This is a genomic window from Nonomuraea sp. NPDC049400, assembly GCF_044466425.1.
Classification (GTDB): Bacteria; Actinomycetota; Actinomycetes; order Streptosporangiales; family Streptosporangiaceae; genus Nonomuraea.
Window position 1 is genome coordinate 37,957 of sequence record NZ_JBITMP010000027.1, and the last position, 25,474, is coordinate 63,430.

The window sequence follows — 25,474 nt, forward strand, 5'->3', positions numbered from 1 at the left end:
CGCCCCCCTTCGACCCCCCGAAAACCCCGCTCGCTCCGCTCGCCAGTCGCCCGCCCGTTGCCCGATTACCGGCTTGGCCTGCTGGAGCCCGCCCCGAGCGGTCCTCGCTTGCGCTCGGGCGTGCTGATCGGGTCTCGAGGCTTCGCCCCGAGACCCGGCGAGGTGCCTGCCGGCCCCTCGCGCTCCCCGGCCGTTGGCCATGGTGCTCGGCGGAGACCGCGCGGCAGGGCGCACGATGGCGTCCACGCCCGCGCCTCGCACGCTGTCAATGGCCGATCACAGGCACACCTCGCCATTGGTGCCACGGGATTCCTGCAAGTAGTTGAGATCAAGACGTAGCCTGACAGCGTGAAAGGTGGTGTCATGAGCGCTCAGCCTGGCCACGGTGGCACGCCGGACCAGCCCAGGGTGCCGCGGACGATCGGCGGCATCTCCGGCGCCCTGCGCGGCAGCCGCCGTGCGCAGTTCTTCGCCGAACTTCTTGAAGCCCAGCAGGGCGCTGAACTGGATGGGGTGCTCAACGCTTGGTGAGGCCGGGCCATGCTGGACACCGATCCCGACCGTGACCGCATCCGAGCAGCGGCCGAAGCCGGGACTCTGCCGACCACGACTATGGACGAAGTCCTACGTCGCCGACAAGCGCGTGGCGCTCAGTGAGCGAGGACGACCTATGGCCAGTCATGCCTTCGGAGGTCGTGGCTGACACGCTTGCCGACCCATCGGTCTCGGCAGAAGTGTTCTCGACTGTGGCCGCGCTCACAGTCGCCATTTGCGAGGACCCGTGGCTGACGGGAAGCGACCAGGTCGGCGCCGATCCCGACTGGCGGGAGATCCTCATCCCCAAGGGAGTCGGCATCGCGGAGTATCGGATCGACCGGAAGAATCAGCAGGTGCTGCTGCCTTATGAACAGGCTTGGTAGTGAGCGTCTGCGATTCTCTGTATCTAACTGAGTGTTTCCGGCAAATCGGGCAGGCGTGGCCGTGGCGGGCCGTTCCGGTACTTTCCGAGGGTGAGTACGCGGGTGGCTGCGACGCGGTGGAAGCCGGTCCGATGTTGAGAATCGCGTACAAGCCCTGTACGGCCTGCCGGGGGGCGGGTCGCCTGGGGTGCTTGGCCCGCCGGACGCTGTCCATTCCCCGGAGGGAATCCTGCGCCAGCACCAGGGCAGAGTCGTCCTCTTCGACCCAAGCCGTGATGCCGCCGTGCTGCGGGTGCCGGGCCTGCGCGTAAGATCGCTGGTCTTCGGTCCGATCAAACCCGGCGAAAGCGCTATCGTCGCTGGATATTCAAAGGGCGAGGACCTCACTGTGACGTCGGGCAACGTCAGCCGCGGCACCATCGCGTATGGCCCGGACGTCTACCACAAGCGCCAAATCCGCCGCGAAGTCCACATCGTTCATGCGCCCGTCAAGACAGGGGTTCCGGGCGGTCCTCTGCTCAGGCCCGACGGAACGGTCTCCGGCATGGTCTTTGCCAGTGATATTCGTAAGCCCAGCGGCTACGCGCTTGCAGCCGCAGAAATCATCCGCTCGGCGATGGACGGCACGGCCGCCACCGCGACCGTATCCACGCAGGGATGCATCTAGTGAGGCGGCGGCGCACTTTGCGCGAAGGCGTGACCGCGGACACCACCGCGGGGCAAGATCGGAGCTGTCCCGTCCCGACGCGAGGGAGCCGGAATGACCGCCGCCGCCGAGTCGTCGCGGAGCGTGCCGTTCGATGCGGTCTGTCCGCTGATGGGGGTCGAGGAGGAGTACTTCGTCGTCGATCCCGAGACCAGGGCGGTGACGCCGGGGGCGCCCCGAGTCATCGAGCGGGCCGCGGCCGAGCTCGGCGAGCGGGTCTCAAGCGAGATCACGCAGTTTCAGGTGGAGGCCAAGACGCCGCCCTGCGCCGGACCTGCCGAGCTGGAGCGGGAGCTGCGGCGGATGCGTGCGGCGGTCTCCGCCGCCGCCCGGGCCGAGGGGCTGGCCGTGATCGCGTCCGGTACGCCCGTGCTCGGCGACGTGGTCCCGCCGCCTATCACCGAGCATTCCCGTTACGACCTCGGCATCGCGAACTATCGGGCGCTCCATGACGAGCAGGCCATCTGTGCCGGGCACGTGCACGTTCACCTGCCCGACCGGGAGCGGGCCGTGCTGGTCTGCAACCACCTGCGGCCCTGGTTGCCCGCGCTGATCGCGCTCATGGCCAACTCGCCCTTCTGGGCGGGCCGCGACACCGGCTACGCGGGCTGGCGCATCCTGGCCTGGGGCAAGTGGCCGGTGGCCGGGCCGCCGCCGTACCTGGAGAGCCTGGACCACTTCGAGCGCCTGTTCGCGGCGCTGAACGCGAGCGGCGCGCTGGTCGATCCCGCCACGGCCTTCTGGGACGCGCGGCCGTCGCTGCGGTTGCCCACCGTGGAGGTGCGCGTGGCCGACGTGCCCGCATCGGCGGGGGAGTCGGTGTTCCTGGCGCTCGTGGTACGGGCGCTGGTCACCATGTCGCTGCGGCGGGTGGAAGCGGGGGATCCCGGGCCCCGCGTGTCGGACGAGCTGCTGCGGGTGGCCTACTGGCGGGCCGCCAGGGACGGGCTCGCCGGGCACGGCGTCGATCCGCGCACGGGCCGCCCGCGCCCGGCCGCCGAGGTGGTCGGCGAGTTGCTGGAGCACATGGAACCGGCCCTGGCGGACAGCGGGGACCTGGCGGCGGTCACCGGGGGGTGGGAGTGGTTGCGGGCGGCGGGTGACGGGGCGGCCAGGCAGCGCGCCGCCCTCGTGCGGCGCGGGTCGCTCGAAGGCGTGGTGGACGATCTTGTCGAGCGGTTTCTCGCCTGACGGCTTCCGATCTTGTCGGGGGTGCTTTCTCGCCTAGCGAGTCGCCAGCTGTGCGGTCAGGAAGGCGCGCAGTGGTTCGGCGTGCCGTACCGGGTGCTGCCAGCGGGCCTGGACGTCCTCCAGGAGGTGCTGCTCGGCGATCAGCTCGCCGCGCCGCCACGCCCGCACCACCGGGTGCAGGAAGGCGCACTCGTCGGCGCGGTCCGGCGTGGGGTGGCGCTGGATGGCGAACACGTCGGGATGGTCGCGGCGGCCCCAGCGGAGGGTGACGGTGAGGCACAGGTCCGAGTTGCCGAAGCGGGCCAGCGCGTAGTCCTCAGGAAGGTCCTCGTAGCGCTGGACGGTCGGGCCGATCACGTACGCGTCCGCCAGGTACTCGAACTGGGTCCACAGCGCCGAGCTGTGGTTGACCCGCTGGAGCACGGCCTCGGTCAGCCGGTCGGCGTCGGCGGGCAGCTCGTGGGCCGGCAGCGGGACGCCGTCGTATCGCTCCCGCAGCAGGGCGGTCAGGGTGCGCAGGTTGTAGCGGAAGCCGTCGATGAACGCCGACGAGGCGCGCTTGAAGTCGCGTGCCTGCATGAGGGTGCCCGCGAAGTACAGTCCTTCGACGTCGGCCGACTGGAAGTCGGGGCGGATGGCCGGGAGGCGTCCGCCCGGGGCCAGGCCAGGGCGGCAGGAGGCGTCGAACAGGCCGGTGTCCATGGTGAAGCCGGTGCAGCGCAGCACGGCGTCGTAGTCCAGGACCGCCTGCTCGCCGTCGGCCAGCGTGTACGTGATGGCGGCGCGGAAACCCGGTCCCTCGCGCCAGATCCGGTCCACGGTGCACTCCAGCACCCCGTGCAGGGTCTTGAACCAGTAACTGTCCAGCAGGGCGCCGTACTGGCCGCGCACGTGTCCCGGATGCTTGCTGGTCCACGCCAGCCGTACCGGGCTGGGACTGGCCAGGTGGATGACCGAGGCGTACGGCAGCAGCGTCTGGGCGGTCTCGAACGCCGAGTTGCCCTTGCCGATGATCAGCACGCGCTGGTCGGCGAACTCCTCCCCGATGGTCGGGGCGTCCTCGTAGCCGGTCGCCAGCTCGATACCCGGAATATCGGGAATGTGTGGCCCGCCCCAGCCTGTGGCGACGATCAGGCAGTCGGCGCGGAAGACCTGGCCGCCGGCGTGGGCCAGGAACTTGCCGTCCGACTTCGCCACGCGTTCGACCGGAGTGGAGTAACGCACGTTGAGCTCGTGGACGCGCTGGAAGTCCGCCAGATAGCGCACCAGGTCGTCGGCGTGCGGGAAGTACTCCTGGGAGTAGCTCGGGAACATCAGGTCGGGATCGTCGTTGAGCAGGGAGTTCCAGTCCCACCGGAGCTGGATCTCCCGCTCCTTCTCGCCGGTGTGGACCTTGTTCAGCGAGATCAACCGCCGGTGGCGCGGGTAGCGGCGGAAGAACGCGCCGGGCGCGGCCTCCCGCTCCAGCGTGACGTAGTCGGCCCCGGCACGCTGCAGGAAGTAGCTGAGCTGCAGCCCGCCGGGCCCGGCGCCGACGATCAGATAGCGGTGGTCGTGCGTCACCCGTTCTGTCCCGCCGCCGGTGTGGTGCTCGTGTAGCCGTGCTGCACGATGCGCTCGGCCGACTTCGCGTAGGCCGCAGGGTCCTCGGGGGTTTCCGTGGCCAGGCCGTCCACGTACCGGTTGAACATGCAGAACGCCGCGGCGATCAGCACGGTGTCGTGGATCTCCCGCTCGGTGGCGCCCTCCGCCTTGGCCGCGTCCACCAGCTTGCCGGTGACGTCGCGTCCGCTCTTCTGCACGGCCGCTGCGATCGCCAGCAGAGCCTTGAGCTTGGGCGTGATCGGCGCGCTGCCCGGGTCGGTGCGAACCTGGCCGACCAGCGCCATCCCCTCGGAGAGCTGCGCGGCGGCGAACGCGGAGTGCGAGGACGCGCAGAACCGGCACTCGTTGAGCCCCGACACATAGGCCGCGATCAGCTCGCGCTCGCCGCGGCTCAGCGTGTTGTCGCCGCGCAGCAACACCTCGGCCAGCGCGTTCAGCGGGCCGGCGGTCTCAGGACGGAAGGCGAACAACCCGCGAATCCCGGGCTCGCCGGATTCGATGGCGATATGGGGCACACGACCTCCTTGCCAGGGAATTGAGCCGACTGGCGATCTTCATGATCGGTTCGCGGCGAGTGCGCTGTCAACGCCTCCCATTTCCGGTCTGTTTATTTCCGCCATTCAGGCATGTCTGTTGTGTGGAAATTGCGTCTCCCTTGTTTCCCGCATGCTCGCCGCGTAATGTCACGAAAGGCGCCATAAACCCCTTTTAGGAGTGGACGGTTTCCATGTCCGAACATCCCCATATCGCCATCGCCAGCAGTTTCTACGACGCCCTCGCCAAGGGCGACCTGGACCAACTGCGCGACCAGCTCCTCGCCGACGACGTGGTCTTCCGCGTGCCCGGCCGTGGCCCGCTGGCCCGCGAGTACACCGGCAAGGAAGAGGTGCTCGGCTACCTGTCGAGGCTCGCCCAGACAACCTCCGGCACGCTGCGGCTTGAGCCGGAGCGGTTCCTCGCCGGCGAGGCCCACGTCGCCGCGGTCCTGCGCATCCATGCCGAGCGCGACGGCCGCACCCTCGACGACCACGGCGTGCAACTCCTCCGGATCTCCGACGGCAAGATCAGCGAACGGTCGAGCTTCCCGCACAACCCCTACGCCGTCGACGAGTTCTTCGCCTGACCCCTCCAGCGGCCGGACGAGGCAGGTCAGCGGGCTCGTCCAGTGGTCGGACGAGGCGGGTCAGCAGGCTCGTCCAACGGCCGGACGAGGTGGGTCAGCAGGCCTCGTCCAGCTCGTCCTCCCACACCTTCACATAGCCGCTCAGCTGCGCCCGCTCGGCGTAGTGCGCGGGGTCGTCGCAGGCGAGCGTGGCCAGGCCGTCCACGTAGCGGTTGTACATGCAGAACGCCGCCGCGATCAGCACGGTGTCGTGGATCTCCAGGTCCGTGGCGCCCGCCGCCCTCGCCGCGTTGACGTGGTCGCCGGTGACCTCCTGCCCGCTGCGCTGCACCGCGCCCGCGATGGCCAGCAGGGCCTTGAGCTTGGCGCTGATCGGCGCGGTGTCCAGGTCGGCGCGGATCTGGTCGATCAGCTCCATCCCCTCCGGCACCCGGACGGCGGCGAAGGCCGCGTGCGTGTGGAAGCAGAACCGGCACCGGTTGAGCGACGACACGTACGCCGCGATCACCTCGCGTTCCCCGCGGCTCAGCGTGCTGTCACCGCACAGGAGCACCTCCGAGAGGTGAACCAGGGGCTGCGCCGTCTCCGGACGGTACCGGAAGAGCCCTCGGATCCCCGGCTCGTCGGTTGCCAACGTGATGTGCGGCCGCGCCTCGCCCGCGTGATTGACGAATTCCCGCAGGCGAGCCGGCCATCGCGTCTCGTGCGCGACGGCCGGTGAAAGTGCATTCGACATTTCGCCCCTTTTCATCGTCTGGCGCGTTTCAGCATCTTCAGTCTGCGGGGCGTGAACCGTCGGAATCGGGCGTGCGGGGAGCAGCTTCATGTTCGCCGCCGGCCTTTTGTTGTCATGCCCTCTGCTGGTGTTTTCGCCGCCGTCCGGCTAGCGCGCGGGGTTTATCCCGGCGCCTTGCGGCTGAGGTGTTCCCAGGCGCGGTATTCGGCGGCGCGCGCCTGATCCATCTGCTGCACCAGGTCGTAGGAGTGGCCGCCGACGATCAGCCGCAGGGGCGGGTCCGGCAGGTCGACCAGTTCCATGATGACCGGGGCGGCGGTGCTCGGGTCGGGTCCCGCGTCGTCGCCCCACATCTCGGCCAGCTTGGCGCGCAGCGGGTCGTAGCGGGGGTTCGGCTGCGTGGCCGTGGTGCCGGTGGTGAACAGTCCGGTGTTGTAGCCGCCCATCTGCAGGATGGTGACCTTGATGCCGAACGGCTCCACCTCCATGGCCAGCGACTGGCTGACCGAGTCGAGCGCCGACTTGCCCGCCGCGTACAGGCCGACCGAGGCGACGCCGCCGCCCGAGCCCATCGAGGTGACCTGCAGGATGTGTCCTGAGCCCTGTTCGCGCAGGTGCGGGACGACGGCCTGGGCCACCCAGAGCGCGCCGAAGAAGTTGACGTCGAAATGGGCCCTGATCTGCTCTTCCGTAGCCTCTTCGAGCATGCCGAACAGCAGTCCGCCGGCGTTGTTGACCACGATGTCGAGCCGCCCGAACGCGGCTGCCGCCCGGTCCACGCCCTCGTGCACGGCGGCCCGGTCGGACACGTCGAGCGGCATCCGTACGAGAGTTTCGGGATATTTCCGGCAAAGGTCGGCCAGCGGCTCGACGTCGCGCGCGGTGGCCACGACCCGCTCTCCCGCGGCCAGCGCCGCCTCGGCGAACGCCCTGCCCAGGCCCCGGGACGCGCCGGTGATGAACCATACACGGGTCATGAAGATCCTCCTCGGAACGAGACGAGACGCGGCGTCTCGCTAAGCCGACACTTTATACGACCGTCGGCCGCTGTCAAGACGGACCGTCTCGTCTCGCTCTGCTGCTATGCTGAGCCGCATGTCCAAGCGACCCGACCCGGCCCGCCGCAGCGAGCGCTCGCGCCAGGCCATCCTCGACGCGGCCCGCGAGCTGGTCTCCGAGGTGGGATACGCCAAGCTCTCGATCGAGGCCATCGCCGCGCGCGCCGGCGTGGGCAAGCAGACGATCTACCGCTGGTGGCGGTCCAAGGGGGCCGTGGTCTTCGACGCCTTCCTCGCCCTCAGCCAGGTCGGCGACACCATCGAGCTGCCTGACACGGGCGACGTCGAGGCCGATCTCAAGGCGGTGATGCGGGCGACGGTGGCCGAGTTCGCCGATCCGGAGTTCGAGGCGCCGATCAGGGCGCTCAACACGGAGATCATCAACGATCCCGAGCTGGCCGCGCAGTACCGCGAGAAGCTGGCGGGGCCGGTCGACGAGGCCAAGAAGGCCCGGCTGCGCAGCGCGCAGCAGGCCGGCCAGATCGCCGCCGACGCCGACCTCGACCTGGCCCTGGAGCTCCTGTACGCCCCCCTGTTCCAGCGCTGGCTGCACCGCTCTGGCCCGCTCACCGCGGAGTACGCCGACGCCCTCGTCGACCTGGCGCTCAAGGCCCTGCGCCCGGACTGACCGGGATCTCAGCCGGCACGGAAGTCGGCGATGATCTCGTCGAGGTGGCGCAGGGCGACCTCGACGCGTACCGGGTCGTCGTAGTAGGGATCGTCAGGCACCGGGAGCGACGCCGCGACGCCCCAGCCGCGGCCCCGCGCCCAGGTCGCGTCGTCCACGCCGAGCGTCTCCCTGAAGACGCCGCGAGCCTCCGGAGGCAGGAACTTCCACGCGGCCAGCAGGTCCACGGCGGGGTCGCCGACGGCGAGCGTGCCGAAGTCGATGACGGCGCTCAGCCTGCCCTCGACGATCAGGAGGTTCCCGGTGGCGATGTCGCCGTGGATCCACACCGGCGGGCGGTCCCAGGCGGGGGCCATCAGGGCCGCCTCCCACACGGCGGTCACCGCGTCGGTGTCCGCCATCCCGCGCAGCGCCTCGATCTTGGGGCGGACGCGGGACTCGACGGCCAGTGAGTCCCGCTCGTCGCCCATCGGCACGCCGCGGAACGCGTTGCTCCACGAAGGGCCGGGACCGCCGGTCGCGTCGATCCCCTGCAGCGCGCGGAGGAACCCGGCCAGTTCCTTGGCCGCCTGGAGGGGATCCGCCAGCTCCTCCGTGGTCTCGCCTTCCAGCCACCGGTAGACCGACCAGGGGAAGGGATAGCCTTCGCCGGGCTCGCCCTTCGCGAGCGGCTCGGAGATCGGCAGCGGCAGGTGCGGGGCGATCCGCGGCAGCCAGCGGTGCTCGCGCTCCGCCTGCCCGACCCACCGGCGGTAGCGGGGCAGACGTACGGACATGTCGTCCCCGAGCCGGAACGTCGCGTTGTCCATCCCGGACCGCGGCACGGGGCGGAGGGGCAGGCCCGCCCACTGGGGGAACTGCGCCGCGAGCAGGCGGCGTACGAGGGCCTCGTCGATCAGCGGGTCCTGGGGGTCAGACGTCGACACGGACGGCTCCTTCTGGCTGAGAGGTGGGGGAAGGGCGCAGGACCGGGGCGAGCAATGTCAGCAGCACGACCACGCCGGTGATCATCGCGAACGCGGCGGGGTAGCTGAGCGCGCCCGCGACCCAGCCCGTCACGGCAGGGGCGATCAGGCCCGACATGTACGTGATCGTCGCCACGCCGGCCACGCCCTCGCCCGGAGTCGTGCCCGCGTTGCCCGCCGCCGCGATCACGAGTGGCACGATCACCGCCACTCCCAGTCCGACCAGGGCGAACCCGGCGATGCCGAGCGCGGGCGTGCGGGCCGCGACCACGAGGACGCCGCCGGCCGCCGCGAGCGCCCCGCCCGCCCTCACGGTCGCCACCGGACCGAGGCGGCGGATCGCGCGGTCGCCCAGCAGTCGCGCGCTCGCCATGCAGAGCATGAAGACGGTGTATCCGGCGGCGGCCAGCCCGGGACCGGCGTCGGCGACGGCGGTGAGGTAGACGGCGGCCCAGTTCGAGCTGGCCCCCTCGGCGAACGTCGCGCAGAACCCGACCAGCCCGATGGCCAGGATCGCGCGCGTGGGCAGCGCGAAGCGCCGCGGCGGGGGCGCGTCGGGCACGGAACCCGCCATCCCGCTGTCGGGGAGGAGGCCGCGGCCGGCCACCGCCCCGAGGCCGAGTAACGCGAGCGACATGGCCCCGAGGTGGATCCGGGCGTCGATGCCCGCGTGGGCGGCCAGGGCGCCGACACCGCCGGCGGCCAGACTGCCGACGGACCACATGCCGTGCAGCCCTGACATGATCAAGCGGCCCAGGTGCCGTTCGAGGACGACGGCGTGCGCGTTCATCGCGACGTCGCACATGCCCGCCGCCGCCCCGAACAGCAGGAATGCCCCGAACAGCCACATGGGCGACGGCGCGAGGGCGGGCAGCGCCAGTCCGGCGCACCACAGCGCGAGGAGGGCGCGCGTGGCGGCGCGGTTGCCGAAGCGGTAGGCGAGGCGGCCGGCCATCGGCATGCCCACGAAGGCGCCGATCGACGGACACAGCAGCGCGAGGCCGAGGGTGCCGGGGCTGAGGTGCAGGTGCTCCTGGATCCAGGGGATGCGCGTGGACAGGCTGCCGGCGACGGCGCCGTGCGCGGCGAAGACGGCCGCGATCGCACGATGATGGCTCACGTCCCGCAAATTATCAGGCAGGCTTCCTGATGGAAATAGGTTTTAGGCAGGCTCCCTGACTATTATGAGGGTCGTGAAGACGGCGACCCCGGCCATGGCCCGGGCGATCAATGACCGGCTGGCGCTCGACCTGCTGCTGGAGCACGGGCCGCTGACCGCGCCCCAGCTCCGCACGATGACCGGGCTGTCCAGGCCAACCGTGTCCGACCTGATCGAGCGGCTCAAGGCAGGCGGCCTCGTCGAGGTCACGGGCGAGACCGGGGAGGACCGGCGGGGCCCGAACGCGCGCCTGTACGGGCTCGTGGCCGACCGTGCCCACGTGGCCGGGGTTGACGTACGCCGCGACGCCGTCAACGTCACGGTCGCCGACCTCACCGGGCGAGTGGTCAGCGAGGCCAGGACGACGATCGGCGCGCGAGCAGACCTGGCGGACCTCATCGCGAAGGTGGTCGGGGACGCGGTGGGGCAGCGCGCGCTGGACACGGTCGTGGTCGGCGCGCCAGGGCTGGTCGACCCGCGTGACGGGGAGCTGGTGTCGCCCAACGACGTGCCCGGATGGCGGCGCGGCATGATGGCGTCCGTACGCGAGCGCTTGGGCGTGCCGGTGACCTTGGAGAACGAGGTGAACCTCGCCGCCGTCGCCGAGCTCCGCACCGGAGCCGCGGCGGGGAGCGAGGACTTCGTGCTGCTCTGGCTGGACGACGGCGTGGGGGCGGCGGTCGTGCTCGGGGGGCGGTTGCGCCGGGGGGTGTCGGGCGGCGCGGGCGAGATCGGGTTCCTCGAGGTGGGGGGCGTGTCCTTCTGTGACCTGGTGGACGCCGGCGTCGTACGGGGGCTCGGGCGGGACGAGCTGGCCCGGCGGATCGCGCACGGCGCCTTCGCCTTCGCCACCCTGCTCGACCCCGGGCTCGTCGTCCTCGGCGGCTCGACGGGCCATGAGGGCGGGGACGAGCTGGCCGAGCTGGTCGCCGGGCACCTGCGGGCTCCGACGCCGACCGAGGTCCGCGCCAGCACGGTCAAGGGCAACGCGGTGCTGCAAGGCGCCGTGCTGACCGCCCTGGACCTCGCCCGGGACCACGTCTTCGGCTCCCATTAGGCGAGGGCTGTGATCAGCCCCATCGCCAGCGCCGTACGCTCCGGGATGTGCTCCACCAGCACGTGCTCGTGCCGCGCGTGCGCACCGTCCCCCACGGCCCCCATCCCGTCCAGCACGGGCCGCCCCAGCGCGGAGACGAAGTTCCCGTCGCTGGCGCCACCCACCGACGCCTCCTCCAGCAGCCACCCGAACCCGGCCGCCACCTCCCGCGCCTCCTTGAACAGCCGCCGCGAGGACGGGTTGGGCGTCATGGGCGGCCGGTTCCAGCCCCCGGTGGCGGAGATCGACACCCGCGGATCCGACGCCCTCAGCGCGGCGAACACGTCGTCGATCCGCCCCATCTCGGCCGGTTCCGCCACGCGTACGTCGATGCCGCAGCTGGCGTGCCCGGCCGCCACGTTGCGCCCGGTGCCGCCGGTGATCAGCCCGACGTTCACGGTGGTCCCGCGCTCGCGGGAGCCGGTCCTGGCCACCGTGGTGACGATCTCGGCCAGGGCGTGGATCGCGCTCGCCCCCGCGTACGGGTCGAGCCCGGCGTGCGCCTCCACCCCGATCACGTTCACGTTGAACAGCCCCACGCCCTTGCGGGCGGTCTTGAGCGCGCCGTCGAGTGACGCCTCGAAGACCAGGCTCGCCAGCGCGTCCGCGCTCGCGTTCTCGATGTGCTTGCGCGAGGTCGGGCTGCCGATCTCCTCATCCCCGTTGAACAGGAACCGCACGCTCGGATGCGGCAGCCCCAGCTCCCGCAGACCGCGCAGCGCCCAGATCGACTGGACGAGGCCCGTCTTCATGTCGAACACGCCCGGCCCCGTGGCCTTGCCGTCCTTCACCGCGAACGGCCACTCGGCGAGCGTCCCCGTCGGCCAGACGGTGTCGTAGTGGCAGAGCATGAGCACGGTCCCCGGCGCGGTGCCCTCGTACATCAGCTCCAGGATGTCGCCGTGCGGCCCGCCGATGTGCAGCACCTCCTCGTCCGGCGTGCCGAGGCGTTCGACGGCCCGGGCGCGGATCGCGCGCAGCCCCTTGACCAGCAGGGGCTTGTCATAGCTGTAGGTCTCCAGCTCCACGGCGGACTTGAGGTCGTCGAGCATGGCCGGGAGGGCCTGCCGGGTCCAGTCGGTGATCAACACGGGTACCCTTCCGATGAATCAGCCGGCACTAGCCCGTCTCCTTTTCCCCATATTTCGGTCAACCATTACATGGGGTAAGGGCGCTTCCTGACAAGTGCTCCGTTGAGGGATGGACGTTCAGGCGACCGGGACCGGTTCCCTGAGCGGCAGGCGTACCTCGAACCAGGTCTCGCCCGGCACCGAGCGCACCTTGATCTCCCCGCCGTGCCGTCCGGCCACGATCCGGTAGGAGATGTCGAGGCCGAGACCGGTGCCCTGGCCCACGCTCTTCGTCGTGAAGAACGGCTCGAAGATCCGCTCCTTGATCGCGTCGGGCACGCCAGGACCGGTGTCGCCGACCTCGATGATCGCCTCGTCCTCGTCGTGCGCGGTGCGGATCGTCAGCGTGCCCACCTCGCCCATCGCGTCGAGCGCGTTGTGGATGAGGTTCGTCCACACCTGGTTGAGCTCGCCCGCGTAGCACGGGATGAGCGGCAGGGTGCGGTCGTAGTCGGTGACCACGCTGATGTCCGGCGGGATCTTCCCGCGGAAGATCGCGATCGTGCTGTCGAGCAGGTCATGCACGTCCACCTGCTGGAACGGCGCCCGGTCCATCTGCGAGTACTGCTTGGCCGAGCCGATCAGCGACGTGATGCGCTCGGTGGCCTCCGTCACCTCGTTGAGCATCTGGGAGATCTCGATCGCCTTGGCCAGCCAGTGCAGCGCGTCGGACGCTCGCTCCTCGCCCACCTTGGCGCGGACCTTCTCCAGCTCCCTGTTCGAGAACCCGGCGTTGACCAGCGAGGGAGCGAGATCCCATGCGTCCTCGACGCCCAGCTCGTCCAGCGCCTCGCCCAGCTCGTCCTCGGCGTCGGAGATCTCCAGCGGCGTGCGCTGCGGCATCTTGCCCAGGTTGTTCGTGCAGGACTCCTGCCACTCGATCAGCGCGCGCAGCTTCTCCGGCGGGATGCCCGCCTCGGCGAGCTGGGCGAGCTGCAGCCGCGAGGTCCTGACCAGCGTGCGCAGCTCGCTCGCCGCGCGCACGGCCGCCGCGGCCGGGTTGTTCAGCTCGTGCGTGAGCCCGGCCGTGATGGTGCCGAGCGCGGTCAGCCGCTGCCGCCGGTCGATGATCTCTCTTTGCATCCGTCCGCCCGACAACATGCCGTCGAGCAGGTGCATCGCCATCGGGAACCACTCGGCCACGATGTAGGCGAACTTCTTGGCCGGCAGCAGGAACATCCGCGTCGGCGCGGTCGCCCGCAGCGTGTGCTGGTAGGTCTGCGGCGCCCGGTCGCCGAGGTAGGCGCTGGTGGCGCCCCCGTAGACGCCCGGTTGGGAGGTGCGGGGCATCGCCACGGTCCCGGCGCTGACGGTCTCACTGATCATCTGGATCTCGCCATCGAGCAGCACCGCGAAGCACTCGGCCGGGTCGCCCTGCCGGATGATCACCTCTTCCTGGGCGAACGTCCGCACCCGCCCGCTGTTGGCGAGCTTGGTGAGCTGCTCGTCGGTGAGCCGCTCGAAGAGGAAGAGCTTGCGCAGCTCATCGATGTCGACAGTTTCGCTCATTGCTTCTCCAGGTAGCGATGCACGAGCGCGACGGCCATCGCGCCCTCGCCGACGGCGGAGGCCACTCTCTTGATCGACTCGGCGCGTACGTCGCCCGCGGCCAGCACCCCGGGCACGTTCGTCTCCAGGTAGTACGGCTCGCGCCGCAGCGGCCAGTTACGCGGCCGCTTCCCGCCCTGCACCAGGTCGGGACCGGTCAGCACGAACCCCTTCTCGTCCCGCTCGATCGTCTCACCCAGCCAGGCCGTGTACGGCTCGGCCCCGATGAACACGAACAACCACTGCGCGTCGACCGTGCGCATCTCGCCCTTGGTCGAAAGCGTCAGCCGCTCGAGGTGGTCGTCGCCCTCGCCGCCGACGACCTCCGTCTGGAGGTGCACCTCGATGTTGGGGAGCGCGGCTATCTGCTCGATGAGGTAGTGAGACATGGACTTCTCCAAACCATCACCCCTCACCAACAAATTGACCTTGCTCGCGAATCCCGCCAGGTAGACCGCCGCCTGCCCGGCCGAGTTGGCCGCGCCCACGATGTGAACCTCGGTGTCCTTGCAGGACGGCGCCTCGGTCAGGGCCGCGCCGTAGAAGACGCCCCGGCCCACGAACTCGTCCAGCCCCGGCGCCTGCAGGCGGCGGTAGGTGACGCCGGTCGCCAGGATCACCGCGTGCGCCGCGATCTCCCCGCCGTCCTTGAACCCGACCACCCGTGCCTGGCCGCGCGTCTCCAGCGAGACCACCTTGCGCGCGGTCAGCAGCTCCGCCCCGAACTTCAGCGCCTGCCTGCGGGCCCGGTCGGCGAGCTGCTGCCCCGAGACGCCGTCGGGGAAGCCCAGGTAGTTCTCGATCCGGGAGCTCTGCCCCGCCTGGCCGCCGGAGGAGTAGGCCTCGACCAGCACGGTGTTCAGCCCCTCGGAGGCGCCGTAAACGGCCGCGCCGAGCCCGGCGGGGCCGCCGCCCACCACGATCAGGTCGTAGAAGTCGGTGGCCGGGGTGGTCGACAGGCCCACCGCCGTGGCCAGCGCGGCCTGGCCGGGCGACTCCAGCGTGGTGCCCTCGGCGGTCACCACCAGCGGCAGGTGGCAGCCCTCGCCCGCGGCCTTCACCAGCTGCGCGCCCTCCGGGTCCTCCGCCAGCATCCACCGGTACGGCACGTGGTTGCGCGCCAGGAAGTCACGCACCTTGTACGACTGCGCCGACCACCGGTCACCCACCACCCGCAGCTCGGCCCGCTCCACCCGGTCCGTACGCATCCAGGCGTCGAGCTGACCGTCGATCACCGGGTAGAACTTCTCCTCCGGCGGGTCCCACGGCTTGAGCAAATAGTGGTCGAGGTCCACCACGTTGATCGCCTGGATCGCGGCGTCGGTGTCGGCGTAGGCCGTCAGCAGCACCCTGCGCGCGTACGGGTACATGTCCATCGCGGCCTCGAGGAACTCGACGCCGTTCATCTGCGGCATGCGGTAGTCGGCCAGGATGGCCGCCACGTCGTCACCCCGCAGGCGCATCTGCTTGACCGCCTCGATGCCTTCCCGGGCCGCCTCGGCGCGGACAATCCGGTATTCCTGGCCGTAGCGGCGCCTCAGGTCGCGGGCCACCGCGCGCGAGACGCCCGGGTCGTCGTCCACCGTAACGATGACCGGCTTGTCCATGTCTTCTCCCCACTGGTCCTAATAGGAAGCATGTCATGTGCGGCGGAGTCAGTGAGCACTCGCTCATATCATGGGCGGATGCGCACACGCGATCGCATCATTGACGCCGCCGAGCAGGCGATTCGTGAGTTCGGCATCGCGGGTGCCACCACCAAGCGCATCGCCCAACTGGCCGGTTGCTCGGAGGCGCTGCTCTACAAGCATTTCGCCGGCAAAGAGGCGCTCTTCCTCGCGGTCCTGCTGGAGCGGCTGCCCGCGCTCGCCCCCGCGCTGGCGCGGCTGCGCCTCAGCGCCGGCCAGGGCGACCTGGCCGCGCACCTCACCGAGTTCGCGCTGATGGCCCTGGAGTTCTACCGCAAGGCCGCGGGCATCGCGTCCGGCGTGCTGGCCGACCCGTCCCTCATGGCGGGGTTCAGGGGCATGCTGGCCGAGAGGAACGCGGGACCGCATCTGCCGATCCAGGCGCTGGCCGAGATCCTGCGGGCCGAGCAGCGCGGCGGCCGGCTCGACGAGGCGATGGACGCCGACGCCGCCGCCGCGATGCTGATGGGCGCCTGCTTCCACCGGGCGAACCTGTCCTACTTCGTGGATCTCCCCGACGAGGACAGGCTCTGGGCCGCCGCGATCGTGCGCACGCTGGTCAGGAAGTGACGCTCAGGCGATGACGCGGCTCTCGCCGCCGTCCACCAGCATCGAGATCCCGTTCACGAACGAGGCGCGCTCGCTGGCCAGGAACGCCACCACGTCCCCCACCTCCTCCGGGCGCCCGATGCGCCCGACCGGCACCGCCTCGGCCCGCCGAGCGAGGGCCTCCTCGTCGCCTGCCATGCTCCGCAGCCGCTCGGTGTCGATGGGGCCGGGCATCACGTTGTTGACCAGCACGCCGTCGCGGGCGACCTCGCGGGCCAGGGTGCGCACGACGCCGGCCACGGCCGAGCGGGTGGCGTTGGACAGCGCCAGTCCGTCGATCGCCTCCCTGGCCGACCTGCTGGTGACCGTGACGATGCGCCCCCAGCCGCGCGAGCGCATCTCGGGCAGGACCGCGTGGATCAGGCGTACGGTGCCCAGCAGGTTGCGCTCGACGGCGACCTCCCAGTCGGCCAGGCTGGCCTGGTCGAAGCGGCCCGCCGGCGGCCCGCCCGCGTTGGCCACCAGGATGTCGATCGGGCCGAGCACCTCGCGCGTCTCCTCGACCACCCGCCGGGCGGCGGCCGGGTCCTCCACGTCCGCCAGCACGGCGTGCACGATCTTGCCGTACTCCTGCAGCTGCACCACCGCGTCCGCGAGCCGCTCCGGGTTGCGGGCGCTGACGCAGACGTCGCAGCCCTCCCGTGCGAGGCTCTTGGCTGCCGCGAGCCCGATGCCCGCGCTGCCTCCGGTGACGAGGGCGACCTTGCCCGAGATGCCGAGATCCATAGGGGCGACTATAGATCGTGCGGGGGGTGGCTGAGCAGGTCCGCCCGGTCGGCACTCCAGCGGTCAGTCCGGGGTGACGCGGGTGAGTTTGTCCGGGTTCGCAATGTTGTAGATCTCCTTGATGCGGCCGTCCCGGATGTCGAACGCCACCAGCTGCTCGTATCCGGACACCCGCGTCCAGACGGCCGGATGGCCGTTGACGTCGAGCATCTGCGTCTCCGGGGAGCCGTACCTGTTCCTCAGGCCCAGCACGAAGGCCGCCACCTTGCGGCGACCCAGGATCGGCCGCAGGGCGGCCCTGACCTTGCCGCCGCCGTCGGTGTAGGCGACGACGTCCTCGTGGAGCAGCTCGGTGAGCGCGGCCAGGTCGCCGCCCGAGGCCGCGTCCATGAACTTCGCCAGCAGCCTGGTGTGGTCCTCCGCGGACGGCTGGAACCTGTCACGCCCCTGGGCGAGCCGCGCGGAGGCGCGGTGGTGCAGCTGCCTGGCGTTGGCCACGGAGGAGCCGACGATCTCCGCGATCTCGTCGTACGGGAGCTCGAACGCCTCGCGCAGCACGAACACCGCCCGCTCCGGCGGCGAGAGCCGCTCCATCAGGTGCAGGGTCGCGTACGAGACGGTGTCACGCAGCTCGGCCGTGTCCAGCGGTCCCGCCTCCGACGTCATCACCGGCTCGGGCAGCCACGGTCCCGTGTACGCCTCGCGCCTGACCCGCGCGGAGCGCAACTGGTCGAGCGCCAGCCGCGAGACCACGGTCAGCAGGAAGGCCCGCGGCTCATTGACCTCGCTCCGGTCGGCGCCCTCCCACCGCAGCCAGGCCTCCTGCACGACGTCTTCCGCGTCCCACATGCTGCCGAGCAGCCGGTAGGCCAGCCCCAGCAGCATCGGGCGATACTCCTCGAACTCCACGGCGGCATCATCCCCCGCCGCCCAAGAGGTCGGCGTGCCGGGGCCGCCAGTTGAACTTTCCGGCTGGAAATGCCGCGGTAAGCATGATGAGCTTGGGAAGTGGCGAGAAATCTGATCCTGTCAGGAGGACTTTTCCACGACTTCGCCGCCACGTCGGCCGCGCTCGCGGAGGTGCTCGCCGAGGTGGGGGTCGAGTCGGAGATCACCGAGGACATCGCGGGCGCGCTGAGCGAGCCGTCGGAGGTCCAGCTCATCACGGTCAACGCGCTGCGCTGGCAGATGGCCCAGGACCGCTTCGCCGACCTGCGTGCCGAGTGGCGCTTCGTGTTACCGCCCGAGGCCCGCACCACCCTCCTCGACCACCTCGAGCGGGGCGGCGGGCTGCTGTGCATGCACTCGGCGTCGATCTGTTTCGACGACTGGCAGGGCTGGTCACGCGTCCTGGGCGGCTGCTGGTCCTGGCCCAAGTCCCACCACCCGCCGCTGGGGTGGACGGGGGTGCGGGTGCACGGCGGACACCCCGTGGTGGACGGCCTGCGGGACTTCGACGTCGTGGACGAGGTCTACAGCGACCTCGACATCCTGCCCGACGTCCGGCCGCTGGCGTCGTCGAACGGCCAGCCGCTGGTCTGGTCGCGGCCGGTGCGCCGGGGCCGGGTGTTCTACGACGCCCTGGGCCACGACACCAGGTCGTACGAGAACGAGGTGCACAGGACGCTGCTCCAGCGGGCCGCGCTGTGGCTGCTGAAGCGGCCCGTCACCATCACGGAGTGAAGGACCAGCCGCTCCAGCGGGTGACGTCCACGAGGATGACCGGGCCGTCGGGCCGGTGCTCGCGGTACTGGCCGTATTTGGCGGCCAGCGCCTCGACCGCCGGCTCGCGTTCCGGTCCCTCCTCCACGACCCTGGCCAGGCCGTCGGCGCGCGCCCACCACAGCCGGGCCCAGTCGTCCTCGTAGTGGTCGGCCAGCAGGCTGACCCGCGGGTTCTCCCGGATGTTGCGCAGGCGCCGCAGGTCGGTGGTGCTCTTCGGCTTGTGGTCGACGGCGGTCACCACTTGGTCCGCGACGACAGCGAAGGTGACGGGCACCAGGTGAGGGGTGCCGTCGCCGCTCGCCGTGGCCAGCCGTGCCACCCGCTCTCCCCGGAACCTCGCGCGGGCCCGCTCCCCGTCCATCCCCCCATTGTGGTTGTCAGGGAAAGGCGTCCGGAACTTACAAGACCGCATGTCGCCAGCGTGGGCAGGATGACCGCATGAACGTGAACCTTGCCGCGATCCCCGGTTTCCTCGCCGGGCACGCGCGTGTGCTGGATCGCCGCCGCTACGACCTGCTCATGGGCGACGGCGACGCGGCCTCCGTGCTGGCCGCGCTGGACGCCTACCGCAACCCGGACGGCGGTTACGGCTGGGGGCTGGAGCCGGACCTGCGCTCGCCCGAGAGCCAGCCGGGAGCCGCGCTGCACGCCTTCGAGGTGTTCGAGAACGCCGCCCCCACGACCGCGCCGCAGGCCGTGGCGCTGTGCGACTGGCTGGAGTCGGTCACGCTGCCCGACGGCGGGCTGCCGTTCTCGCTGCCGCTCACCGTCTCGGCGGCCACCGCCCCTTGGTGGGCGGGAGGTGACGCGACCACCTCGTCCCTGCAGATCACCTCGATCTCCGCGGCCGCCGCCCACCGCGTGGCCGCCCACGACCCGGCCGTGGCCGGGCATCCGTGGCTGGAGCGGGCCACCCGCTACTGCTTCGACGCGATCCAGGCGCTCGACGCGGCGCCGCACGCGTACGTGCTGGTGTTCGCCGTGCGCTTCCTCGACGCCGTGTACGACAGCCGGCCCGGGGCGGCCGACCTGCTCAAACGGCTCGGCGCCCACATTCCGGCGGACGGGCGCGTGCCCGTCGAGGGCGGCACAGAGAACGAGGCGCTGCGTCCGCTGGACTTCGCCCCCTACCCGGGCCGGCCGGTCCGCGACCTGTTCGAACCCGAGGTGATCGCCGCGGACCTCGTCCGGCTGGCGGGGGAGCAGCACGACGACGGCGGCTGGAGTGTGGACTACGCGCGCATCTCGCCCGCCGGGGCGCTCGAGTGGCGCGGTGCCGCCACCGTGCACGCCGTCGAGGTGCTGCGCGCGAACGGCGTGATCTAGGCCCCGCCCGAGGAAAGCCGCCTAAAGGGACAGGCGGCGGGCCGACTCGGACTCCTGGGCCATGCGGCGCAGCGCGTCGAACGCCCTGCCGTACAGGACGGTGCCGAGCACCAGGGCCTCCACGGCGGCGTCACGCGGGCCGTGGAACGGGACGGTGTCCATCTCGACCTCCGACACCAGCTTCTGCGCGGCTTCGGCGTACGGCGCCAGGTCGATGTGGAGGCCGAGCTGGCGCATCCGGACGAGCGTCTGAGCCAGCTCGTCACGGGTGGGGGCGTGCGGGGCGATGTCCCACCCGAGGTCGGCGATGAGACGGTCGACATGGTCGCGGGCGATCTGCCAGTCCTCGCCGGGCTCCGGCTCGACGGCGGGGCTCAGGGCGTAGTGGGCTGTGCCCAGCATCTCGTGCACGGGGAGTGACTCGTCCTCGACCGCCGCGATGACCTTCTTGATCGAGGCCACGGGTAGCTTGCCGACTTCGAGCAGGGCCCGGATCAGGCGCAGTCTGCGCAGGTGGGACTCGTCGTACTCGGCTCTGGTCGCGGCCGTCTGCTGCCCCTGGTGCAGCAGGGACTCGCGTAGGTAGTACTTGATCGTCGGGATGGCGACACCGGACTTGGCGCTGAGTTCGGAGATGCGCATCGCTAGATAATAGCGCTATCCAGATCGGGCGAGGTGGCGGGCCGCGCTGAGGAGCTCGTGCACGTCGGTCTGGCGGTTCCAGAGGAAGACCACCTCCAGCGGCGGCACGTCCTCTTTTATCGGGATAAATCTGAGTGAGTCGGGGATGGTCGTGCCCTCATGCACGCACAACGCGTAACCCGCGCCCTCCTGCACCATGTTGATGACGAGGTCGTGCGTGGCCGCGGCCGGGCCGAGGCGGGGGTGGAGGCTGTGCCGTACGAATCCCTCCAGGAAGCGGCGGGCCCCGGCCACCGCGTCGGACTCCGGCATGACCAGCGGCTCGGCCGCCAGGTCCGCCAGCGAGAGCGTCTCGTGCGCCGCCAAGGGGTGGTCGCGGTGGAGCAGTGCGCGCACCGGGAAGCGGTGGACCAGCATGCGGGCCACGCCCCTGGGCAGCGAGCCGGGAGCGTAGCCGAGCCCGGCCTGCAGGGTGCCGTCCACGATGGAGACGATCTGCTCGGCCGTCCCCATGGGCGCCACCCGCAGGTTCGAGGTCTGGAGCTGGGCGAGCAGGCGGGCGACCACGTCGGCCAGCCCGTCGGCCACGCCCAGGCGCGCGCTCTGGGCGGTGCACCTCGCGGCGGCCACGGCCCGGTCGAAGGCGTCGACCGCGACGGTGGCCTGGGCCAGGAAGGCCTCGCCTGCCTCGGTGAGCTGGACGCCGCTCGACGAGCGGCTGAACAACTCGACCCCGATCTCCTTCTCCAGTGCCCTGAGCTGCTCTGACAGTGTCGGCTGCGCGATGTGCAGCATGGCGGCGGCCCGGCGCAGGCTGCCGGCCCGTGCGATCGCCATCGCGTACCGGACGTAGCGTAGATCCATCCCTCACCTCGGCGTGATGATGGGCTATCGGTTGATCACACCTCCGTATTACAAGAGAGGTTGGCTCCGGTGAAGATACGCTGTCGTTGCGGCTGTAGCCGAGCAAGCGCTTGCCCCGGATGCCGGCTCGGGCTAGCGTGGCGGCGATCGGGCGCGATCGTTCGGGCGCTGCCGGCGGGTGAGTGGAGGAGGCGGGGGATGCAGCCGTTCGCGGGGCGGGCGGCCGTGGCCGGGATCGGGATGACGGCCCTGACCGGGGAGTCCGGGCGCACCGAGCTGGAGCTGGCGGTCGAGGCGTGCCGGGCGGCCTGCGCGGATGCGGGGATCGGGCCGCGCGACGTGGACGCGGTGCTCAGCTACCACATGAACGACTCCGCACCCGTGGTGCAGGTGGCGCGGGCGCTGGGGATCGAGCGGCTCGGGTGGCACAACGACATCGCGGGAGGGGGCACGCAGGCGGCGTCGATCCTGGGCGACGCGGCGATGCTGATACACGCAGGTTTAGCACGAAATATCGTGATATTTCGTGCGCTCAATGGCCGCTCCGGCAAGCGCATGAACACCGTCTCCACCGGGCCCCAGGAGCGCTTCACGTACGGGCTGGCGGGCCCGATCCCGCTGTTCGCCCTGGCCGCGACCCGCTACCTGCACGACACGGGCCTCAGCTCGGAGCACCTGCACGCGGTCGTCGCCCAGTCCAGGGAGAACGCCAAGAGCAATCCGCGAGCCCTGCGCCGCGAGCCGCTCGAGCTCGCCGACTACCTCGCCAAGCCGTACGTCTGCACCCCGCTCCGCACGGCGGACTGCTGCCAGGAGACCGACGGCGCATGTGCCCTGCTGGTCAGCGGCGTCCTCGACGGACCGCGCGTCCAGGCGGTCGTGCGCGGGGGAGGCCCTGGCTGCTCCTCGATGGACCGCGCGCCCGACGTCACCGCGATCTTCTCCGCGTACGTGGCCCCCATGCTCTGGGAGGCGTCCGGCATGCGCCCGTCGGATGTGGACGCGGCACTGCCGTACGACGCGTACTCGTGGCTCGTGCCCCGGCAACTGGAGGACTTCGGGCTGGTCGAGCGCGGGGACCTGGGGGCGTACCTGCTGGAGCGCCGCCACGCCTGGGTGAACCCGCACGGCGGCCTGCTCTCGGAGGGTTACGTGCACGGCCTGAACAACGTGGCCCAGGCCGTCAGGGAGCTCCAGGAGGGACGTGAGGTGGCTCTCGTGACGGGGTTCGGCGGGAGCTACGGGAGTGCCGCTCTGCTAGTGCGGTGAAAAATCGGGTGAAATGCCGGTGATGCCTCCGACATGTACGGGGTGATCCGATCCCGATACTTGAGGAGGCCGACCATGGGGACCGCCCGTGGATGACGACCGGAAAACCCGGTTCGAGGCCGTTTACAAGCAGACGTACGAGCACGTACTCGGCTACGCCATGCGCCGCTGCGACTCGCCGGAGGACGCGGCGGACGTGGTCGCCGAGACGTTCGCGATCGCCTGGCGCCGCATGGACGCACTGCCGCCGGGCGACGAGTCCAGGCTCTGGCTGTACGGGGTGGCCAGGAACGTGCTGGCCAACCACCGCCGCGGCCAGGCCAGGCACCGGCACCGGAGCGTGGAGCTCGACGCCGACCTCGCCGACCTGTACGCCCACTCGCCCGAGACCAGCCTCGAGCTGAGCGCGATCGCGCGGGCGTTCGCAGAGTTGCCCGAGGACGACAGGGAGCTGATCTCGCTGGTGGCCTGGGAGGGCCTGGACCGGGCCCAGATCGCCACCGTGCTCGGCTGCTCGCGCAACGCGGTGCGCATCCGACTCCATCGGGCGCGCAAGCGCTTCTCCAAGGCGCTGGCCACCGCTGGCGTCACCGTCAACCGCCTGGTCATGGAGTCCACATGAACGAGCTGAAGCACCTCGCCAGGGTGCGCGACGAGGACCTGGCGGGCCGGGCGTCCGGTGCGGGGGCGCGGGCGCTGCTGGCCGCCATCACCGCCGAGGAGCCCACGCCGGAGAGGGCACACGTGCCGCGCCGCCGTACCTGGCGCCTGCTGCTGAGCGCCGCGGCCACCGCCGTGCTGGCCGCCGCCGCCCTGATCGGCCCCAGCCTGGTCACCACCACGGGCGTCGCCACCTCGTACGCCAGCACCGAGCTGGACATCGTCCAGGAGGGCGGAGAGTGGGTGGCCCGCATCAAGGACCCGTACGCCCGGTACGAGAAGTACAACCAAGGCTTCAAGGCCGTCGGCCTGGACGTCTCCCTGCAGATCGTGCCGCTCTCGCCCAGCCGGGCCGGCGGGCTGGTCCAGTCGGGCCTCGGCGACGCTGCCGTGGGCGAAAGGATCACCACCGGCACGGAGCCTGACGGTTGCGAGGCCGGGCAGCCCGGGTGCGTCCTGGTGCTCAAGCTGCCGGTCGGCTTCAAGGGCCAGGCGTGGCTGAAGTTCGGGAGAAGGGCCCGGCCGGGGGAGGCGTACGGCGTTCCGGGCCACGCCAACGCGAAGGGCGAGATGCTGGCGGGCGTCAAGATCAGCGGGCGCACTGTGGGCGAGGTGGTCGCCGAGGCGCGTGCGCGCGGGGTGACGACGACCTTCCAGGTCATCACGCCACACGAGGACTACCACGGCTACTCCATCAGGCAGGAGGAGCAGAAGGCGCACGTCGGGAACGACTGGTACGTCTGGGAGGCGGAGTCCGTGCAGCCCGGCGAGGTACGGCTGCTGGTCACCAAGGAGAACCTGCCGAAGAACCCCGTCTACAACGGCGTGCCTCCGGTCGGCTGAACGGGCTCGCTGGGCGCCGACAGTGCTTGCAGGTCGCCGGCGTGCTGGTGGGCCTTGCCGGAGTACCAGGCGTCGATGGGCTCGCCCTTGACACTGATGCTCTGCTCGGCGCACCGATCGATGCGGATTAGGGTGCCGTCCAGGATCACATAGGCCAGCCCGTCGGCCTGGGCGCGATCCAGGGCCTCGTGCAGATCAGCGGCTTGAGCTGCGAGGACGGAGGCCCGCTCGATCAGGGCGCGGCGGTGAACGCGGCGTGCCGGGCCTTCGCGTCGTCTTCTGGGAGGATGTCGCGGACCGCGAGCCAGGCCGCCGCCCCCGCCGCGTCCCCCGCCGTCGTGACGCGCTCGCCCGCCAGCAGCTCCGTCACCGCCCGGCGCACCGGGCCCTCGCTGGTCAGCACGCTCCCCGCGAGCACCACCGGGCCGGACCCGTGCACCCGCCTGAGCGTGGCGACCAGGCACTCGGCAGCCTCCTTGGTGATCTCGAGCGCGGCCGGGTCGCCTGCCGCGGCGGCCTGGCTGACCAGGGACGACAGGGCGGCCAGGCGCATGTGGTCGGCCTGCGCCAGCCGTACGATGCGGTCGGCGGCGGCACGCGGCGCCGCGGGCCGGTCGTCGCCCAGGAAGTGCGCCACCACGAGCTCGGTCAGACCGCCGCCACCGGGAGCAGCACCCCGGTCCAGGGCGTGGACCACGGCCTTGACGGCCCGGCGCCCGATCCAGAAGCCCGACCCCTCGTCGCCCAGCAGCCAGCCCAGCCCGTCGGCGACCGTGTCGACCTCGAAGCCCGCGATCCTGGCCGCCACGGCGCCCGTGCCCGACAGCAGCAGCGAGCCGTCGGGCTCCGCTGAGCCCGCGGCGTAGGCGATCAGCACGTCGTGCAGGTAACGCGGCCCCTCGGCGATGCCGTGGTCGGCCCAGACCTTCGCCAGCTCGGGCACCATCTCGTGCACGTGCCCGGCGACCCCGGCCAGTGAGCCGGCGACCCGCCCCCCGTCGTGTGTCCCGAGCGCCTCCCCGAGCGCGGCCGCGATCGCCGCCACCGCCTTGCCCAGCCCGTGAGCAGTGGGATTGCCCGCACCGGCCCGCGCGTAGCCGACCCTGGCGCCGTCGAGCGTGTGGACGGCGACCCGCGTGGACGTGGCTCCGGCATCGACACCGACCACTAGCGATTCAGTCACGGTCCGAGTCTGGGGGTTGACGTGGACCGGAAGCAAGAATAATTTTCGCCAGAAGACCGGGTATTCGGAAGGAA

29 protein-coding genes are annotated in these 25,474 nt (G+C 71.0%); 13 read left to right on the forward strand and 16 right to left on the reverse strand.

What is annotated here, in order from left to right; genetic code table 11:
* The first annotated feature begins 363 nt into the window (after nt 1–363).
* From ACIBVN_RS34970 to ACIBVN_RS34985, 4 genes are all read left to right on the forward strand, one after another.
* The gene (locus ACIBVN_RS34970) at nt 364–531 is read left to right on the forward strand and encodes a hypothetical protein (RefSeq protein ID WP_397143841.1); all 168 of its coding nucleotides are present in this window, start codon (nt 364–366) and stop codon (nt 529–531) included.
* Nucleotides 532–695: 164 nt separating this feature from the next.
* Nucleotides 696–920, forward strand: a complete 225-nt coding sequence (locus ACIBVN_RS34975; protein ID WP_397143843.1) for a hypothetical protein — start codon at nt 696–698, stop codon at nt 918–920.
* Nucleotides 921–1,107: 187 nt separating this feature from the next.
* Nucleotides 1,108–1,587: a trypsin-like peptidase domain-containing protein gene (locus ACIBVN_RS34980; RefSeq protein WP_397143845.1), complete on the forward strand. Its 480-nt coding sequence runs from the start codon at nt 1,108–1,110 to the stop codon at nt 1,585–1,587.
* A 93-nt stretch (nt 1,588–1,680) separates the two neighbouring features.
* Nucleotides 1,681–2,817 (forward strand): glutamate--cysteine ligase, encoded by a 1,137-nt coding sequence (locus ACIBVN_RS34985; protein WP_397143847.1) that lies wholly within the window; start codon nt 1,681–1,683, stop codon nt 2,815–2,817.
* A 33-nt stretch (nt 2,818–2,850) separates the two neighbouring features.
* Here the strand turns inward: ACIBVN_RS34985 and ACIBVN_RS34990 are convergent, their stop codons facing one another.
* Together ACIBVN_RS34990 and ACIBVN_RS34995 are read right to left on the reverse strand one after the other, a co-directional pair.
* Nucleotides 2,851–4,380, reverse strand: coding sequence for an NAD(P)-binding domain-containing protein (locus ACIBVN_RS34990; protein WP_397143849.1), 1,530 nt, complete (start codon nt 4,378–4,380; stop codon nt 2,851–2,853).
* On the reverse strand, nt 4,377–4,937 hold the full coding sequence (locus tag ACIBVN_RS34995) for a carboxymuconolactone decarboxylase family protein (RefSeq protein WP_397143851.1): 561 nt from the start codon (nt 4,935–4,937) through the stop codon (nt 4,377–4,379). Before ACIBVN_RS34995 ends, ACIBVN_RS34990 begins: the two co-directional genes overlap by 4 nt.
* A 212-nt stretch (nt 4,938–5,149) precedes the next feature.
* Here ACIBVN_RS34995 and ACIBVN_RS35000 point away from each other — a divergent pair, with 212 nt between their 5' ends.
* The gene (locus ACIBVN_RS35000) at nt 5,150–5,545 is read left to right on the forward strand and encodes a nuclear transport factor 2 family protein (protein WP_397143853.1); all 396 of its coding nucleotides are present in this window, start codon (nt 5,150–5,152) and stop codon (nt 5,543–5,545) included.
* 94 nt (nt 5,546–5,639) lie between these two features.
* Here ACIBVN_RS35000 and ACIBVN_RS35005 read toward each other — a convergent pair whose 3' ends face one another.
* A complete protein-coding gene (locus ACIBVN_RS35005; protein WP_397143855.1) occupies nt 5,640–6,281 on the reverse strand; it encodes a carboxymuconolactone decarboxylase family protein in 642 nt (213 codons plus the stop codon).
* A gap of 161 nt (nt 6,282–6,442) precedes the next feature.
* The gene (locus tag ACIBVN_RS35010) at nt 6,443–7,258 is read right to left on the reverse strand and encodes an SDR family NAD(P)-dependent oxidoreductase (protein WP_397143857.1); all 816 of its coding nucleotides are present in this window, start codon (nt 7,256–7,258) and stop codon (nt 6,443–6,445) included.
* 118 nt (nt 7,259–7,376) lie between these two features.
* Here ACIBVN_RS35010 and ACIBVN_RS35015 point away from each other — a divergent pair, with 118 nt between their 5' ends.
* Nucleotides 7,377–7,967 carry a TetR/AcrR family transcriptional regulator gene (locus tag ACIBVN_RS35015; RefSeq protein WP_397143859.1) on the forward strand — a complete coding sequence of 197 codons (591 nt, stop codon included), beginning with the start codon at nt 7,377–7,379 and terminating at the stop codon, nt 7,965–7,967.
* Nucleotides 7,968–7,975: 8 nt separating this feature from the next.
* Here the strand turns inward: ACIBVN_RS35015 and ACIBVN_RS35020 are convergent, their stop codons facing one another.
* A complete protein-coding gene (locus ACIBVN_RS35020) occupies nt 7,976–8,893 on the reverse strand; it encodes an aminoglycoside phosphotransferase family protein (protein ID WP_397143861.1) in 918 nt (305 codons plus the stop codon).
* The gene (locus tag ACIBVN_RS35025) at nt 8,880–10,052 is read right to left on the reverse strand and encodes an MFS transporter (protein WP_397143863.1); all 1,173 of its coding nucleotides are present in this window, start codon (nt 10,050–10,052) and stop codon (nt 8,880–8,882) included. The genes ACIBVN_RS35020 and ACIBVN_RS35025 overlap by 14 nt, the downstream gene beginning before the upstream one ends.
* Before the next feature lie 64 nt (nt 10,053–10,116).
* On the opposite strand from ACIBVN_RS35025, the gene ACIBVN_RS35030 reads away from it, so the two are divergent.
* Entirely contained in the window at nt 10,117–11,148 is a 1,032-nt protein-coding gene (locus ACIBVN_RS35030; protein WP_397143865.1) for an ROK family transcriptional regulator, read from the forward strand.
* On the opposite strand, the gene ACIBVN_RS35035 is transcribed toward ACIBVN_RS35030, so the two are convergent.
* The 3 genes from ACIBVN_RS35035 to ACIBVN_RS35045 form a co-directional block, all read right to left on the reverse strand.
* Nucleotides 11,145–12,278, reverse strand: coding sequence for a M20 family metallopeptidase (locus tag ACIBVN_RS35035; protein WP_397143867.1), 1,134 nt, complete (start codon nt 12,276–12,278; stop codon nt 11,145–11,147). The genes ACIBVN_RS35030 and ACIBVN_RS35035 overlap by 4 nt on opposite strands.
* Before the next feature lie 117 nt (nt 12,279–12,395).
* Nucleotides 12,396–13,826, reverse strand: a complete 1,431-nt coding sequence (locus tag ACIBVN_RS35040; protein WP_397143869.1) for an ATP-binding protein — start codon at nt 13,824–13,826, stop codon at nt 12,396–12,398.
* The gene (locus tag ACIBVN_RS35045; RefSeq protein ID WP_397143871.1) at nt 13,823–15,472 is read right to left on the reverse strand and encodes an FAD-dependent oxidoreductase; all 1,650 of its coding nucleotides are present in this window, start codon (nt 15,470–15,472) and stop codon (nt 13,823–13,825) included. The genes ACIBVN_RS35040 and ACIBVN_RS35045 overlap by 4 nt, the downstream gene beginning before the upstream one ends.
* A 78-nt stretch (nt 15,473–15,550) precedes the next feature.
* On the opposite strand from ACIBVN_RS35045, the gene ACIBVN_RS35050 reads away from it, so the two are divergent.
* Nucleotides 15,551–16,123, forward strand: a complete 573-nt coding sequence (locus ACIBVN_RS35050) for a TetR/AcrR family transcriptional regulator (RefSeq protein WP_397143873.1) — start codon at nt 15,551–15,553, stop codon at nt 16,121–16,123.
* 3 nt (nt 16,124–16,126) lie between these two features.
* On the opposite strand, the gene ACIBVN_RS35055 is transcribed toward ACIBVN_RS35050, so the two are convergent.
* The gene (locus ACIBVN_RS35055) at nt 16,127–16,888 is read right to left on the reverse strand and encodes an SDR family oxidoreductase (protein WP_397143875.1); all 762 of its coding nucleotides are present in this window, start codon (nt 16,886–16,888) and stop codon (nt 16,127–16,129) included.
* Between the two features lie 63 nt (nt 16,889–16,951).
* Nucleotides 16,952–17,797 (reverse strand): RNA polymerase sigma-70 factor, encoded by an 846-nt coding sequence (locus ACIBVN_RS35060; protein WP_397143877.1) that lies wholly within the window; start codon nt 17,795–17,797, stop codon nt 16,952–16,954.
* A 99-nt stretch (nt 17,798–17,896) separates the two neighbouring features.
* Between ACIBVN_RS35060 and ACIBVN_RS35065 the strand changes: the two genes are divergently transcribed.
* Nucleotides 17,897–18,571: a ThuA domain-containing protein gene (locus ACIBVN_RS35065; RefSeq protein WP_397143879.1), complete on the forward strand. Its 675-nt coding sequence runs from the start codon at nt 17,897–17,899 to the stop codon at nt 18,569–18,571.
* Here the strand turns inward: ACIBVN_RS35065 and ACIBVN_RS35070 are convergent.
* Entirely contained in the window at nt 18,561–18,974 is a 414-nt protein-coding gene (locus ACIBVN_RS35070) for a TIGR03668 family PPOX class F420-dependent oxidoreductase (RefSeq protein WP_397143881.1), read from the reverse strand. The two genes, ACIBVN_RS35065 and ACIBVN_RS35070, sit on opposite strands and share 11 nt — an antisense overlap.
* 77 nt (nt 18,975–19,051) lie before the next feature.
* Here ACIBVN_RS35070 and ACIBVN_RS35075 point away from each other — a divergent pair, with 77 nt between their 5' ends.
* A complete protein-coding gene (locus tag ACIBVN_RS35075; protein WP_397143883.1) occupies nt 19,052–19,939 on the forward strand; it encodes a hypothetical protein in 888 nt (295 codons plus the stop codon).
* A 21-nt stretch (nt 19,940–19,960) separates the two neighbouring features.
* Here the strand turns inward: ACIBVN_RS35075 and ACIBVN_RS35080 are convergent, their stop codons facing one another.
* Both ACIBVN_RS35080 and ACIBVN_RS35085 read right to left on the reverse strand, forming a co-directional pair.
* Nucleotides 19,961–20,581, reverse strand: a complete 621-nt coding sequence (locus ACIBVN_RS35080; protein ID WP_397143885.1) for a MerR family transcriptional regulator — start codon at nt 20,579–20,581, stop codon at nt 19,961–19,963.
* Nucleotides 20,582–20,596: 15 nt separating this feature from the next.
* Nucleotides 20,597–21,445 (reverse strand): LysR family transcriptional regulator, encoded by an 849-nt coding sequence (locus tag ACIBVN_RS35085; protein ID WP_397143887.1) that lies wholly within the window; start codon nt 21,443–21,445, stop codon nt 20,597–20,599.
* Nucleotides 21,446–21,643: 198 nt separating this feature from the next.
* On the opposite strand from ACIBVN_RS35085, the gene ACIBVN_RS35090 reads away from it, so the two are divergent.
* The 3 genes from ACIBVN_RS35090 (at nt 21,644) to ACIBVN_RS35100 (ending at nt 24,217) form a co-directional block, all read left to right on the forward strand.
* Nucleotides 21,644–22,714, forward strand: coding sequence for a thiolase C-terminal domain-containing protein (locus ACIBVN_RS35090; protein WP_397143889.1), 1,071 nt, complete (start codon nt 21,644–21,646; stop codon nt 22,712–22,714).
* Nucleotides 22,715–22,802: 88 nt separating this feature from the next.
* A complete protein-coding gene (locus tag ACIBVN_RS35095; protein WP_397143891.1) occupies nt 22,803–23,336 on the forward strand; it encodes an RNA polymerase sigma factor in 534 nt (177 codons plus the stop codon).
* Nucleotides 23,333–24,217, forward strand: coding sequence for a hypothetical protein (locus ACIBVN_RS35100; protein ID WP_397143893.1), 885 nt, complete (start codon nt 23,333–23,335; stop codon nt 24,215–24,217). The genes ACIBVN_RS35095 and ACIBVN_RS35100 overlap by 4 nt, the downstream gene beginning before the upstream one ends.
* Here ACIBVN_RS35100 and ACIBVN_RS35105 read toward each other — a convergent pair.
* Both ACIBVN_RS35105 and ACIBVN_RS35110 read right to left on the reverse strand, forming a co-directional pair.
* Complete coding sequence (locus tag ACIBVN_RS35105; RefSeq protein ID WP_397143895.1) at nt 24,190–24,366, reverse strand: hypothetical protein; 177 nt, start codon at nt 24,364–24,366, stop codon at nt 24,190–24,192. The two genes, ACIBVN_RS35100 and ACIBVN_RS35105, sit on opposite strands and share 28 nt — an antisense overlap.
* A gap of 83 nt (nt 24,367–24,449) precedes the next feature.
* On the reverse strand, nt 24,450–25,400 hold the full coding sequence (locus ACIBVN_RS35110; RefSeq protein WP_397143896.1) for an N-acetylglucosamine kinase: 951 nt from the start codon (nt 25,398–25,400) through the stop codon (nt 24,450–24,452).
* Nucleotides 25,401–25,474 lie beyond the last annotated feature (74 nt).